This window comes from Devosia sp. Root635 (assembly GCF_001427605.1).
In the GTDB taxonomy this organism is placed as follows: domain Bacteria; phylum Pseudomonadota; class Alphaproteobacteria; order Rhizobiales; family Devosiaceae; genus Devosia.
Genome location: NZ_LMGZ01000021.1, coordinates 185,853 through 198,968, shown reverse-complemented (window position 1 = coordinate 198,968; position 13,116 = coordinate 185,853). Strand labels below are relative to the sequence as shown.

The window sequence follows — 13,116 nt, the reverse complement described above, 5'->3', positions numbered from 1 at the left end:
CCTCCACAAGCCAAGAAGAAACGATAGGAGCCTCGCCTCATGTTTGTAACGCCCGCTTTTGCCCAGGCAGCCGGTGCAGCCCCCGCTGGTGGTGGTATCAACGATATCCTCATCCAGTTGATGCCCATCCTGTTGCTGGTGGTGATCTTCTGGTTCCTGATCTTCCGCCCGCAGCAGAAGCGTCTCAAGGCCCAGCAGGCCATGCTGTCGGCGATCAAGCGCGGCGATACGCTCGTGACCACGGGCGGCATCATCGGCAAGGTGACCAAGGCCGTCGACGGCGAAGACCTCGAAGTCGAAATTGCCACCGGCGTCAAGGTGAAGCTGGCGCGCGGCATGGTTGCCGACGTCCGCTCCAAGGGCGAGCCGGTCAACGACAACAAGCCTGCCTAAGCGGCAGCGCCCGACCAAACACCGGAGCTTACGAGCTCCGGTTTCTGCTTTCAGGACGTCCTTTCATGCAGTTCTCGCCGACCCGTACCGCCATCATCGCCATCGTTGCCCTGCTGGGAATTCTCTTCACCATCCCCAGCTTCCTGCCGCAGAATGTGCGCGACGCCTGGCCGGGCTTCCTGCCCCATCAGACGGTGGTCCTGGGTCTTGACCTGCAAGGCGGCTCGCACCTGCTGCTGCAGGTCAACGAAGAGGGCATCGTCTCCGAACGCCTGCAGACGCTGCGGCGCGACGTCCGCAACACGCTGGCCAACGACAACGGCATCGGCAACCTGATCACGACGGACGAGGCGACCAAGTCGCTGGCGATCGAGCTGACCGATCCGACGCAGAAGGAGGCAGCCCGGACCGCCATTGCGGGCCTGCAGAATGCCATCAGCAATTCGCTGATATCGGTCGGAGGCGTGAACGAGCTCGCCTTCGGCGAGACGACGGATGGCAAGCTGACCGTGACGCTGACCCCCGAGGGCATCAGCGAGCGCATGTCGGCCCTGGTGGCGCAATCCATCGAGGTCATCCGCAAGCGCGTCGACGAACTGGGCACCACCGAGCCGTCGATCCAGCGCCAGGGCACCAACCGGGTGCTGGTGCAGGTGCCGGGCTTCGGCGACAGCCAACGCCTCAAGGACATCATCTCGCGCACGGCGCGCCTCACCTTCCACATGGTCTATCCGGGCATGACGGCCGACCAGGCCGAGGCCCAGGGCCTGCCGGCCGGCACGATGGTCCTGCCCAGCCAGGATGGCGGCAAGGAACTGCTTTATGAAGACGTCGCCCTCGGCGGCGAGTCGCTGGTCGATGCCCAGCCGAGCTATGACCAGCAGCGCGCCATGCCGGTGGTCAGCTTCAAGTTCGATACGCGCGGCGCCATCACCTTCGGCCAGATCACCGGCGCCAATGTCGGCAAGCGCTTCGCCATCGTGCTCGACGACACCGTCATTACCGCTCCGGTCATTCAGCAGCCCATTACCGGCGGCTCGGGCCAGATCAGCGGCAGCTTCACCACCGCCACGGCCAACGATCTCGCCGTGCTGCTGCGCGCTGGCGCCCTGCCGGCTTCGCTCGACGTGATTGAAGAGCGCACCGTGGACGCCAGCCTCGGCGCCGACTCCATCCGCGCCGGCCTGACTGCCGGTGTGGTCGCTGCCGTGCTCGTCGTCGCCTTCATGGTGGCGGCCTATGGCCTGTGGGGCGTGTTCGCCAATGTCTCGCTGGTACTCAACATCATCCTGATCTTCGGCGCGCTTTCCATGCTGGGGGCGACGCTGACGCTGCCGGGCATTGCCGGTATCGTGCTGACCATCGGCATGGCGGTGGACGCCAATGTGCTGATCTATGAGCGCATGCGCGAGGAGCAGCGCTCCGGTAAGTCGCCGATCCAGTCGATTCAGGCCGGTTTCGAGCGCGCCTGGGGCACCATCGTCGACTCGCACCTGACCCAGCTCATCGCGGCCATCGTGCTGTATTTCCTGGGTTCCGGCCCCGTGCAGGGCTTTGCCGTCACCCTGGCGCTCGGCATCCTGACCTCGCTTTTCACCTCCTACACCGTCACCTCCTACCAGGTGCATGCCTGGTATCGCGCGGTGCGGCCGAAGGTGCTGAAGATCCAGCATTTCCGCTTCGTTCCGGACGGCACGAAGATCCCGTTCATGAAGATATCGCGCTATGTGATCGCCTTCTCGATCGTCGCGAGCCTGCTGTCCGTCGGGTCGGCCTATTTCAAGGGCTTCAACCTGGGCATCGACTTTGTCGGCGGCACCGCCATCGTCATCCAGCATGATGACGGTCCGGCCGATGTCGGACAGGTACGCGAACTGCTCGACGGGCTCGAGCTGGGCGAAGTGCAGGTGCAGGGTTTCGGTACGCCGGAAGACGTGCTGGTGCGCGTGCAGGCCCAGGAGGGTGGGCAGGACGCCGATCAGGTCGCCGTGGCCAAGGTACGCGATGCCCTCGCCACCGAGAACTATACGGTGCGCAGCACCGAGGCCGTTAGCGGCACCGTTTCGGGCGAGCTCGCCTGGAAGGGCGCTATCGCCGTCGTCATCGCGCTGGCCGCCATCCTGATCTATATCTGGTTCCGCTTCGAGTGGCAGTTCGCCTTGGCCGCGATCACCACCACGACGCATGACATCATCATGACCATCGGCCTGTTCTCGATAACCGGGCTGGAATTCAACCTGACCTCCATCGCGGCGGTGCTGACATTGGTGGGTCTGAGTTTGAACGAAACCGTGGTGGTGTCCGACCGCGTGCGCGAGAATTTGCGCAAGCATCGAAAGATGCCGTTGCCGGAACTGATCGACCTGTCGATCAACCAGACCATCGTCCGTACCACGATCACCCAGTTCACCGTGTTCCTGGCGCTGATTCCGCTGGTACTGTTTGGCGGCGAGGTGATCCGCAGCTTCACCATCGCCATGACCTTCGGCTGTCTGGTGGGCATGTATTCGTCGATCATCGTCAACGGCCCCATCCTCATCAACTTCGGCCTCAAATCGAAGGCCGAGGACGACAAGCCGGTGGCCAAGGCCCCCGATGGGGCCTCCGTCTAGCAACGACGGAGGCTGGCTTGACCGACGCGCCGCATTATCCCGCCCAGGTCGGCATCGATGCCTATGGCAATGGCGGATTCCGCTTCGCGGGAATCTCCCATCGCGGCTCGTTGCTCTGCCTGCCCCAGGGCATGTTTGCCTGGGATGTTGCGTCCGCGGCCGACATCACGGCCGCGACGCTGGCGCCGGTCTTTGCCGTGGCCGACGATATCGACGTATTGCTGATCGGTGTAGGCCCCGACATTGCCGTCATTCCGCGCGAGTTGCGCGAGGCCTTGCGCGAGCGGCGGGTCATCGTCGAAGCTGTGAATACGGGCAGCGCCATCCGCACCTATAACGTGCTGCTGGCCGAGGAACGCGCCGTGGCGGCGGCGCTGATCGCCGTCGACAAGGTGCGCTGATGGCCGAGGCCAGCTTTGCCCACGCCGCCGAAGCCTTGCGACAGGGCGACCGGGACCGCTATCTGTCGACGTTGATCCTGACTGGCGACCACCGCGACGCGGTGACCGCGCTTTACGCCTTCAACGCCGATATTGCCTCCGTGCGGGAGCGCGTTTCCGATCCGGCTCCCGGCGAGATCCGCCTGCAATGGTGGAGCGACGCGCTGGATGGCGAAGGCCACGGCGCCGTGCGGCAGAACCCCGTCGCCGACGCCTTGCTTGACACCATCGCCCGCTACACTATTCCGCCGGGCACCTTGCTGCGGCTGATCGGCGCCCGCCGCTTCGATCTCTATGATGATCCCATGCCCGACCTCGAAACCTTCGAAGGTTACGCCGGCGAGACGGTCTCGACGCTCTACCAGCTCGCCGCCATGATCCTCAACGAGGGCGAGACCATCGAGACCGGCGACGCTGCCGGCCATCTCGGCGTGGCTCATGCCATGATCGGCCATTTGCGCGCCTTTGGCTCCGTATCGGCGCATGGCCGCATCATGCTGCCCTGGTCGATCTTCGCAGCCAATGGCGTGCAGGAGGGCGAGATTTTCTCGGGCACCGAGAGCGACGGCCTGTCCGAAGCGCTCGGCCAGATCGGCGAACTGGCGGCGGAGCATCTGGCGAAGGCCGAAGCCGCCATTGCCAGCCTGCCGGGCAAGCTCAAGCCCGCCTTTGCCAGTATTGCCGTGCTCAAGGCACAGCATGCGCTGCTGGGCCGGCGGCCGGGTATTTTTACGCCGGCCGCTGATGATCCCGACTGGCGCAAGATTGCGCTTCTGGCCTGGTGGAGCTGGCGCAACCACTAATGCCCCGCCCTGGTTCGAGGGTCGCTGCGCTCCCGCCTCACCATGAGGGCTACTGGAAGCTCGGTGTATCAGCCGCCCTCATGGTGAGGTGCGTTTCTTCGGCGCTTCGAAGTTCCACCGCTCATGCCCAACCCTTCAAATCCTCCAGCGCTCGTGCGGTGATCGCCCGGCGCTTGGCTATGGTCTTGTCCGGCCCCCGCCAACGCGCCACGCCTTCGGGGCGGGTGATGGTGACTTCGGGGAACAGGCCAAAATTGACGTTCATCGGCTGGAAGCTGCGGGCGCCACTGTAGCTTTCGGACTCGATATGGCCGCCGGTAATGTGGTCGACCAGCGCCCCCAGCGCCGTGGTTCTGGGCGGCGTCGCCATTGTCTCGCCCCGCGCCTCGGCAGCGGCCAGGCGACCGGTGATGAGGCCCACGGCGGCGCTTTCGACATAGCCTTCCACCCCGGTCACCTGGCCGGCGAAGCGAATGCGGGGATCATTTTTTAGTTTAAGATCATCCCGTAACATTTTCGGTGAATTGATGAATGTGTTTCGGTGCAATCCACCAAGGCGGGCGAATTGCGCATTCTCCAAGCCGGGAATCATGCGGAAGATTTCGGCCTGGATGCCGTAGCGCATCTTGGTCTGGAAGCCGACCATGTTCCACAGTGTGCCCAGGGCATTGTCCTGCCGGAGCTGAACAATGGCGTAGCATTTGACGGTGGGATTGCGCGGATTGGTCAGGCCGACCGGCTTCATCGGCCCGTGGCGCAGCGTTTCGACGCCGCGCTCGGCCATGACCTCGATGGGCAGGCAGCCATCGAAATAGGGGACCTTTTCCCAATCCTTGAATTCATGCAGCGGCGCGGTCTTCAGCGCCTCGACGAAAGCAAAATACTGGTCCTTGTCCATGGGACAGTTGAGGTAGTCGGCGCCGGTGCCGCCTGGACCGGCCTTGTCGTAGCGCGACTGGGCCCAGACCACATCCATATCGATGCTGTCCTTGTGGATGATGGGCGCAATGGCGTCGAAGAAGGCCAGGGCATCCTCACCCGTTGTGGCCAGGATGGCATCGGCCAGGGCAGGGGAGGTCAGCGGCCCGCTGGCGATGATGACATTGGTCCATTCGGCCGGCGGCCAGCCGGCGACTTCCTCACGCAGCACGGTGATATTGGGGTGATTGTGGATGGCGCGGGTGACTTCGGCGGAAAAGCCGTGCCGGTCCACCGCCAAGGCTCCGCCTGCCGGTAGCTTGTGCAGGTCGGCGGCGCGCATGATCAGCGAGCCGCAACGGCGCATTTCCTCATGCAGCAGGCCCACGGCATTCTGCTCGTGGTCGTCGGAGCGGAAACTGTTGGAGCAGACCAGCTCGGCAAAGCTGTCGGTGCTGTGCGCGTCGGTCTCTTTGACGCCGCGCATTTCGTGCACGATGACCGGGACGCCGGCCTCGGCGGCCTGCCATGCGGCTTCGGAGCCGGCGAGACCGCCGCCAATGATGTGAATGGGTTCTGATGTGGACATGGCGGGCAGATAGCAAGCGCGGAGAAGGGGCGCAACCGGCACTTGTGGTTGCCAGCACGCAGATTAGCATGCGCCGCGAAACGGGAGGATAAGATTGAGTCCAAATCTGACGCTATGGGGACGCGCCAACTCTGCCAATGTGCAGAAAACACTATGGGCACTGGAGGAACTGGGGCTGCCCTATACGCATAAGCTGGTCGGCGGGGCCCATGGCGGGCTGGATGAGCCGGACTATCGGGCGATGAACCCCAACGGGCTGGTGCCGACCCTGCAGGACGGTGAACTGACCGTGTGGGAGAGCCACGCGACATTGCGTTATCTGGCTGCCAGCTATGGCGAAAATACGCTTTGGCCCAGCGATCCGCGCGAGCGGGCCATGGTCGACCAATGGACCGACTGGACTGCGACAACGTTCCAGCCAGGCTGGATTGCCGTGTTCTGGCTGCTGGTGCGGACGCCGCCGGAGCAGCGCGACGACAAGGCCATCGCGGCGGCACTGGCGAAGACGGTTGCGGCCCTGCGCATTCTCGATGCGAACCTGGCCGAACGGGATTATGTGGCGGGGGATAGATTGAGCTATGCCGATATCGCGACCGGCGTGGCGCTCTATCGCTGGTTCACCATGGATATCGACCGCCCGGCCATGCCCGGCGTCGAGAACTGGTATCGGCGATTGCAGGAACGGCCGGCATTTCGCAAGGCCGTCATGGTCAGTTATGACGAGCTTGTCGCCAGGCTAGCCTTTTGATCCAAAAAGCAAAACAGCCGCATCTCAGAGAGAAGCGGCTGTTCGATTTGCGCAGTCTGAACGTTCAGTTGAGCAAATATTAGAGGGCGCTGGCATGATCGCGGGCAATGCGATTGATGTCGGTGCGCGTAATGCCCAGATCGTTGAGCTGACGATTGTCGAGAGCGGCGAGCTCACGAACGGTCTGCTGATAAGCGGCCCACTTCTTGAAAGTCTTGCGAATGTCCATTTGGAAGTCTCCTTTCGTTTACGAGACATATCTAGAGCGGCGCCCGTCCGATGAGCAGTGCGAGATTGGTCAAATGGGTCATGCGCCTGGCGCAGGTCTTTAACCAAGGTCGTTCATGTGGGGTTAAGGCGTTGGGCAAAGTCATGGCCGCGCGGTGGCGGTCCGGCGGCCATGAACATCCACGGTGACGAAAAACGCTCAGCGATCGAACAGTGACCGCGTCATCTTGGAGAAGTCGGGGCCGGAAAGCCCCAGAAGATCGGCATCACGCGTCGAGGGAACGTCCATTTCCCGCAACGTCTGCTTGATGTCGATCAGGCGCTTCAGGCGCCAGACGGCACGCACAAACATCGGTCTATTCCCTTCAGGTCAGAGTGCTGACAGCTGCAAGATGGGATGATTTGCGCCCGAGCACCATGCCGCAAACATCAAGCGCTTTATGCGCGACGTGCATGGCGTTTTTCGTGAGAATGTCATTTTTTGAACGTCGGTCTTCGCGCCATCGTCATCACCCGGCTCGTCCGGGTGATCCATCTTCGGCGTCTGGTGAATGGTTTGCCCGGACAAGCCGGGCAATGACGATAGGGGCGAGCGCCCTGATCAGGCGGAGTGGGTATCCCACCAAAACCCCTTCACCACCCCCCGCCAATGCTAACACACTGTTAGCATCGACGCGTCGGACGCGTGAATCGGCGCGGCCCTATTCGGCCGCCCTGGTGGCGAAATGCGGGCGCCTGGCCATGACCTCCTTGAGGAACTGGCCGGTATAGGAGCGGGCATTGGCCGCCACGTCTTCCGGCGTGCCCACCGCCACGATCTCGCCGCCGCCATCGCCGCCCTCGGGGCCCAGGTCGATGACCCAGTCGGCGGTCTTGATGACTTCGAGATTGTGCTCGATGACGATGACCGTATTGCCGCCGTCCACCAGCTCATGCAGCACGTCGAGCAGCTTGGCCACGTCGTGGAAATGCAGGCCCGTCGTCGGCTCATCCAGCATGTAGAGCGTGCGGCCGGTGGCGCGCTTGGAGAGCTCCTTACTGAGCTTGACGCGCTGCGCCTCGCCGCCCGAGAGGGTGTTGGCCGGCTGGCCCACCTTGACGTAGCCCAGCCCCACCCGTTGCAGAGTGGCGAACTTGTCGCGGATGACCGGCACGGCGGAGAAGAAGTCGACGCCCTCGTCGATGGTCATGTCGAGCACGTCGGAGATCGACTTACCCTTGAACTGCACTTCCAGCGTCTCGCGGTTGTAGCGCTTGCCCTTGCAGACGTCGCAGGTGACGTAGACGTCGGGCAGGAAGTGCATCTCGATCTTGAGGACACCGTCGCCCTCGCATTTCTCGCAGCGCCCGCCCTTGACGTTGAAGCTGAAACGACCAGGGCCGTAGCCGCGCGTCTTGGCCTCGGGCAGGCCGGCAAACCATTCGCGCAACGGCGTGAAGGCGCCGGTATAGGTGGCCGGATTGGAGCGCGGCGTGCGGCCGATCGGCGACTGGTCGATATCGATGACCTTGTCGAGGAATTCGAGGCCGGTGAGCGACTCATGCGGGGCTGGGACCACGCGGGCGCCGTTCAGCCGGCGGGCTATGGCCTGGTACATGGTGTCGATCATCAGGGTCGACTTGCCGCCGCCGGAAACGCCGGTAATGGCGACAAAGAGGCCAAGCGGCACGTCGACCGAGACACTCTTGAGATTGTTGCCGGTGGCGCCCTTCACCGAGAGCACCTTGCCTTGCCGGCCCTGGCGACGCTCGGCGGGCATGGCGATGCCCATGCGGCCGGAGAGATACTTGCCGGTCAGCGAGTCGGGGTGGTTGATGATGTCCTGCGGCGTGCCTTCGGCGACGATATGGCCGCCATGCACGCCGGCACCGGGGCCGATATCGACGACATAGTCGGCGGTCATGATGGCGTCTTCATCGTGTTCCACCACGATGACCGTGTTGCCGATGTCTCGCAGCCTCTGCAGGGTTTCGAGCAGGCGGGCATTGTCGCGCTGATGCAGGCCAATGGAGGGCTCGTCGAGCACATAGAGCACGCCGGTCAGGCCGGAGCCGATCTGGCTGGCAAGGCGGATGCGCTGGCTTTCGCCTCCCGACAGGGTGCCGGAATTGCGCGCCATGGTGAGATAGTCGAGGCCCACATCGATGAGGAAGTTCAGGCGCTCGCGGATTTCCTTGAGGATGCGTTCGCCGATGAGCTTCTGGTTGGGCGTGAACTTTTCCGGCAGCGCCTCGAACCACTCGGCGGCCTTGCGGATCGACTTTTCGGTGACCTGGCCGACATGCAACCCATCGATCTTGACCGCCAGCGTTTCCGGCTTGAGGCGATAGCCGCCACAGGCCACACAGGGCTTGGCCGACATGTATTTCTCGATCTCTTCGCGCATGCCGGCGCTTTCGGTTTCCTTGTAGCGGCGCTCAAGGTTGCCGATAACACCTTCGAAGACCTTGGAGGTCTTGTACTGGCGCAACCCATCGTCATAGACGAAGTCGATCTTGGTCTTGTCGGTGCCGTAGAGGACGGCATGCTGGACGTCGAAGGGCAACTCGTTCCAGGCGGTGCCGGTCGAGGCGCCGTAATGCTTCACCACGGCCTGCAGGGTCTGCTGGTAATAGGGGGCGCTGGTCTTGCTCCAGGGCAGGATGGCGCCGTCGCGCAGCGACAGGGTGGGATCGGGGACGATCTGGTCGGGATCGATCTTCTGCTCGGTGCCCAGGCCATCGCAGACCGGGCAGGCGCCGAAGGGATTGTTGAACGAGAACAGGCGTGGCTCGATCTCGGCAATGGTGAAGCCGGAAACCGGGCAGGCGAACTTTTCCGAGAAGGTGACCTGGCGCGGCGTACCATCCTCGTTCTTCTCGTCGACCAGTTCGACCAGGGCAATGCCATCGGCCAGCTTCAGCGCCGTCTCGAAGCTCTCGGCCAGGCGGCCGGAAATATCGGGGCCGACCACGACACGGTCCACCACCACCTCGATATCGTGCTTGAACTTCTTGTCGAGGGCCGGAGCATCCTCGATCTCGTGATACTCGCCATCGATCTTGACGCGCTGAAAACCCTTGCGCATCAGGTCGGCCAGTTCCTTCTTGTATTCGCCCTTGCGGCCGCGGGCGATCGGCGCCAGCAGGTAAAGGCGGGTGCCCTCGGGCATTTCGAGCACCTTGTCGACCATCTGGCTGACGGTCTGGCTTTCGATGGGCAGGCCGGTGGCTGGCGAATAGGGAATGCCGACGCGGGCATAGAGCAGGCGCAGATAGTCGTAGATCTCGGTAACGGTGCCGACGGTCGAGCGCGGGTTGCGGCTCGTGGTCTTCTGCTCGATGGAGATAGCGGGGCTGAGGCCCTCGATGTGCTCGACATCAGGCTTCTGCATCATTTCGAGGAACTGGCGGGCATAGGCCGACAGGGACTCGACATAGCGGCGCTGGCCCTCGGCATAGATGGTGTCGAAGGCGAGCGAGGACTTGCCCGAGCCGGAAAGCCCGGTCATGACGATGAGGCTGTCGCGCGGCAGCTTGAGGTCGATGCCCTTGAGATTGTGCTCGCGGGCGCCGCGCACGATGATCTCACGGTTCTGGCTCGGTCTTGGCGTCATCATTTCAGTCCATGGCTCTCTGCGCGCAAGGGCGGCGCGGCGGCAAAGTCGGAAGAAGGCATCGGGTCGGGAAGAGCTGACACATAGGCTCGGGCCGCCCTTGCTGCAAGCGGCCTGCGCGCATGGCCGCCCGGCATCACAGTAATCTTAGCGTGTCCGGCAAGGCTTGCCAAAACACCGTCGGCGTCTTGGAACATAAACGGAACAATGCAGATTCGGTCAAGGGCCGACATGCTGGGTCAATCCGTGCCAGGCGGTGAACAGGGCCGCCGCGACGAACAACGCGCCGGCGCCAGAGGCTTTGGGGCAGGGGTGCTGACAGGGGATGTCAGGAGCGGGAGGAGTCCCGTGGATCGCCTCTGAAAGGAAGACCGCGCAGCGAGAGTTGCGATCCGCTTGACAATAGAACATAACAAGAACATAGATGAGAGCGACAGGATCGAGCAGCCGCGTTCTTTGGTGTTCAAAACATTGCCTTGGGCCGCGCATACGGTTCGGGGAAGCACTATGATGCGTCATCAGGCACAGCCGACCGAACGACCCGCGCATGGGCGGGCAGGGGCTTGCGCACGGTAAGTAAGCGTCCCGCGACCAGGCAGACCGGGACTGAATCGAAAAGGAATTCGCCATGGCAGGCAGCGTGAACAAGGTCATCCTGGTCGGCAATCTCGGCGCCGATCCCGAGGTGCGCAATCTCCCCAGCGGTGGCAAGGTGGTCAATCTCAGCGTCGCCACCTCCGAGAACTGGAAAGACAAGAATACCGGCGAGCGCCGCGAAAAGACCGAGTGGCACCGCGTGGTGATCTTCTCGGAAGGGCTGGCGCGCGTGGCCGAGAGCTACCTGAAGAAGGGCAGCAAGGTCTATCTCGAAGGCCAGCTGCAGACCCGCAAGTGGCAGGACCAGTCGGGCGCCGACAAGTACAGCACCGAAATCGTGCTGCAGGGTTTTAACTCGAACATGACCCTGCTCGATGGCCGCGGCGAGGGCGACAATGCCGGCGGTGGCTATGGCGGTGGCGACACCGGTTTCCGCGGCGTGCGCGACAACAATAATGGCGGTGGCGGCGGACAACGTCCGCGGCCCAGCGCCCCGGCCTTCGAGCCGGGCGGCATGGACGACGATATTCCGTTCTGAGGGCGGGATTGGGAGGCGCCCGGTGGGCGCCTCTGCTTTATCGGAGAGGTTGCCGGGCCCGGTGCTACGCCCTCGTGGTTCGAGGCGCTGAAGAAGCGCACCTCACCATGAGGGCTGTTGATACATCGAACTTTCAGTAGCCTCATGGTGAGGCGGGAGCGTAGCGACCCTCGAACCACGAGGCGTGGCACTTGCCAGCAGCAGCAACCTAAGCCGCGAAAACGCGGCTGGCGTCGCGGCCGGCAGCCTTGGCGGCGTAAAGCGCCATGTCGGCCTGACGGAACAGGTCGTCCGACGATCCGCCACGATAATGGGCAACCCCTACCGAGGCGCCGAGCCGCAGGGTCCTGCCCAGCCGGCTGACGGGCCGGCGCATCACGCCGACAATGCCGTCGGCCAGGATTTCCACATCGCGCGGGGGCGTGCCGGTATCGAGCAGAACCGCGAATTCGTCGCCGCCGATGCGGGCGACGAGACCCGCGCCGTTGCAACTGTCGAGCAGCCGCAGCGCCGCTTCCTTGAGACATTCATCGCCGATGGCGTGGCCATAGGTGTCGTTGACCTGCTTGAAGCCATCGAGATCGACGAGCAGCAGCGCGCCGATGGCTTCGCGCCCCTCATCGAGTGCGGTGAGGCTGGCCTGAAACAGGCTGCGATTGGCCAGGCCGGTCATCACGTCGAATTCGGCGAGATAGCGGGTGCGGTCGGCCATGAGCTTTTCTTCGGTAATATCCTGCTTCATGCCGAAAATGCGATGGGCCACCCCGTCGCGGCTTTCCACCGCGCCTGTCAGCCGCATCCAGCGGCGCGTGCCCCTGGCGGTGATGATTTCGCAATCGAGCGAAAAGTCGGAACAGGTGGCGATGGCCACGGCGCGGGCTGCCTCCATTTCCAGCCGCGACGCTTCGGTATAGAGCGCCAGTGTCATGTCCCGCGTGACCGGGGTGTCGCGGGGTACCTCGAACAGATCGTAGACGCCATTGGTCCAGGTCAGGCTGTTGTCGGCAAGATTGCATTGCCAGATGCCTATGCGCGCCGTGGCCGAAGCACGGTCGAACAGGGTTCGCCGCTGGTCTTCCAGCGCCGCATAATCGGCAATGGTCTGCGACTGCGCCTCGATCTGGCGGCGCTGGCGCGCCACGGTCGCCGCCGCCAGCACTTCGCCCGCAAGGGCGGCAATGGTGGTGGCCATGCCAGGGCTGCGGGGCCGTGGATCGAACAGGCTCAGCAGCCGGGCCGGGCGATCACCCTCGGCGGGCAGGGCAATGCCGGCATAGAAGCGAACCGCAAGCAGGCCGGCATCGGCAATGACCAGGGGCTGGCTGGTCGCGGTCAGCGGCGCTTCAAGCGCCGCCAGACCCGCCTCGGCGCCGGCAGATGCCACCACGTTCAGACCGTCGGGTGCCATATCGCTCAGCCGAGCCCCCGCAATGCCGAGCAGGTCGCACAGGCGCTGCAGGCGCGCGCCGATGGCAATGTCCAGGCGCGATCGGGCGGCGGGCGGCAAGGCGGAGTCTGTGGTCACGGCAAGGCTGCGCAATTGGGCGCTCCTGTAGAATGCAGGAACGGTAGCGCAAAGCGGGTTAAGACTTCTTCAGCCGCAAAGCCCTGAGAACAAAAACAAATCGGCCACGATCCGCCGCCCGCTCCGGAA

At 63.7% G+C, this 13,116-nt stretch carries 11 protein-coding genes; 6 read left to right on the top strand and 5 right to left on the bottom strand.

The features are described from left to right. Nucleotides 1-39: 39 nt before the first annotated feature. The 4 genes from yajC to ASD80_RS15010 all read left to right on the top strand — a co-directional run bounded on the left by yajC (nt 40) and on the right by ASD80_RS15010 (nt 4,248). Nucleotides 40-393, top strand: coding sequence for a preprotein translocase subunit YajC (yajC, locus tag ASD80_RS15025; RefSeq protein ID WP_056234403.1), 354 nt, complete (start codon nt 40-42; stop codon nt 391-393). Nucleotides 394-458: 65 nt separating this feature from the next. Beyond that, nucleotides 459-3,005, top strand: a complete 2,547-nt coding sequence (secD, locus tag ASD80_RS15020) for a protein translocase subunit SecD (protein WP_056234400.1) — start codon at nt 459-461, stop codon at nt 3,003-3,005. Nucleotides 3,006-3,022: 17 nt separating this feature from the next. Next, the gene (locus ASD80_RS15015) at nt 3,023-3,406 is read left to right on the top strand and encodes an Mth938-like domain-containing protein (protein ID WP_056234398.1); all 384 of its coding nucleotides are present in this window, start codon (nt 3,023-3,025) and stop codon (nt 3,404-3,406) included. Then, nucleotides 3,406-4,248 (top strand): phytoene/squalene synthase family protein, encoded by an 843-nt coding sequence (locus tag ASD80_RS15010; RefSeq protein WP_056234394.1) that lies wholly within the window; start codon nt 3,406-3,408, stop codon nt 4,246-4,248. The genes ASD80_RS15015 and ASD80_RS15010 overlap by 1 nt, the downstream gene beginning before the upstream one ends. 121 nt (nt 4,249-4,369) lie before the next feature. Here ASD80_RS15010 and trmFO read toward each other — a convergent pair whose 3' ends face one another. Then, nucleotides 4,370-5,755, bottom strand: coding sequence for a methylenetetrahydrofolate--tRNA-(uracil(54)-C(5))-methyltransferase (FADH(2)-oxidizing) TrmFO (gene trmFO / locus ASD80_RS15005; RefSeq protein ID WP_056234389.1), 1,386 nt, complete (start codon nt 5,753-5,755; stop codon nt 4,370-4,372). Nucleotides 5,756-5,849: 94 nt separating this feature from the next. Between trmFO and ASD80_RS15000 the strand changes: the two genes are divergently transcribed. After that, nucleotides 5,850-6,503, top strand: a complete 654-nt coding sequence (locus tag ASD80_RS15000) for a glutathione S-transferase family protein (protein ID WP_056234383.1) — start codon at nt 5,850-5,852, stop codon at nt 6,501-6,503. A gap of 79 nt (nt 6,504-6,582) precedes the next feature. On the opposite strand, the gene ASD80_RS18575 is transcribed toward ASD80_RS15000, so the two are convergent. The 3 genes from ASD80_RS18575 to uvrA form a co-directional block, all read right to left on the bottom strand. Then, entirely contained in the window at nt 6,583-6,732 is a 150-nt protein-coding gene (locus tag ASD80_RS18575) for a DUF1127 domain-containing protein (RefSeq protein ID WP_082555327.1), read from the bottom strand. Nucleotides 6,733-6,930: 198 nt separating this feature from the next. After that, nucleotides 6,931-7,083: a hypothetical protein gene (locus ASD80_RS18805; RefSeq protein WP_156460478.1), complete on the bottom strand. Its 153-nt coding sequence runs from the start codon at nt 7,081-7,083 to the stop codon at nt 6,931-6,933. Between the two features lie 349 nt (nt 7,084-7,432). Beyond that, the gene (gene uvrA, locus ASD80_RS14995; RefSeq protein WP_056234378.1) at nt 7,433-10,327 is read right to left on the bottom strand and encodes an excinuclease ABC subunit UvrA; all 2,895 of its coding nucleotides are present in this window, start codon (nt 10,325-10,327) and stop codon (nt 7,433-7,435) included. Nucleotides 10,328-10,955: 628 nt separating this feature from the next. On the opposite strand from uvrA, the gene ssb reads away from it, so the two are divergent. Further along, nucleotides 10,956-11,462, top strand: coding sequence for a single-stranded DNA-binding protein (ssb, locus tag ASD80_RS14990; protein ID WP_056234374.1), 507 nt, complete (start codon nt 10,956-10,958; stop codon nt 11,460-11,462). Nucleotides 11,463-11,670: 208 nt separating this feature from the next. Here the strand turns inward: ssb and ASD80_RS14985 are convergent, their stop codons facing one another. Further along, nucleotides 11,671-12,987 (bottom strand): diguanylate cyclase domain-containing protein, encoded by a 1,317-nt coding sequence (locus ASD80_RS14985; RefSeq protein ID WP_244489018.1) that lies wholly within the window; start codon nt 12,985-12,987, stop codon nt 11,671-11,673. Nucleotides 12,988-13,116: the final 129 nt, after the last annotated feature.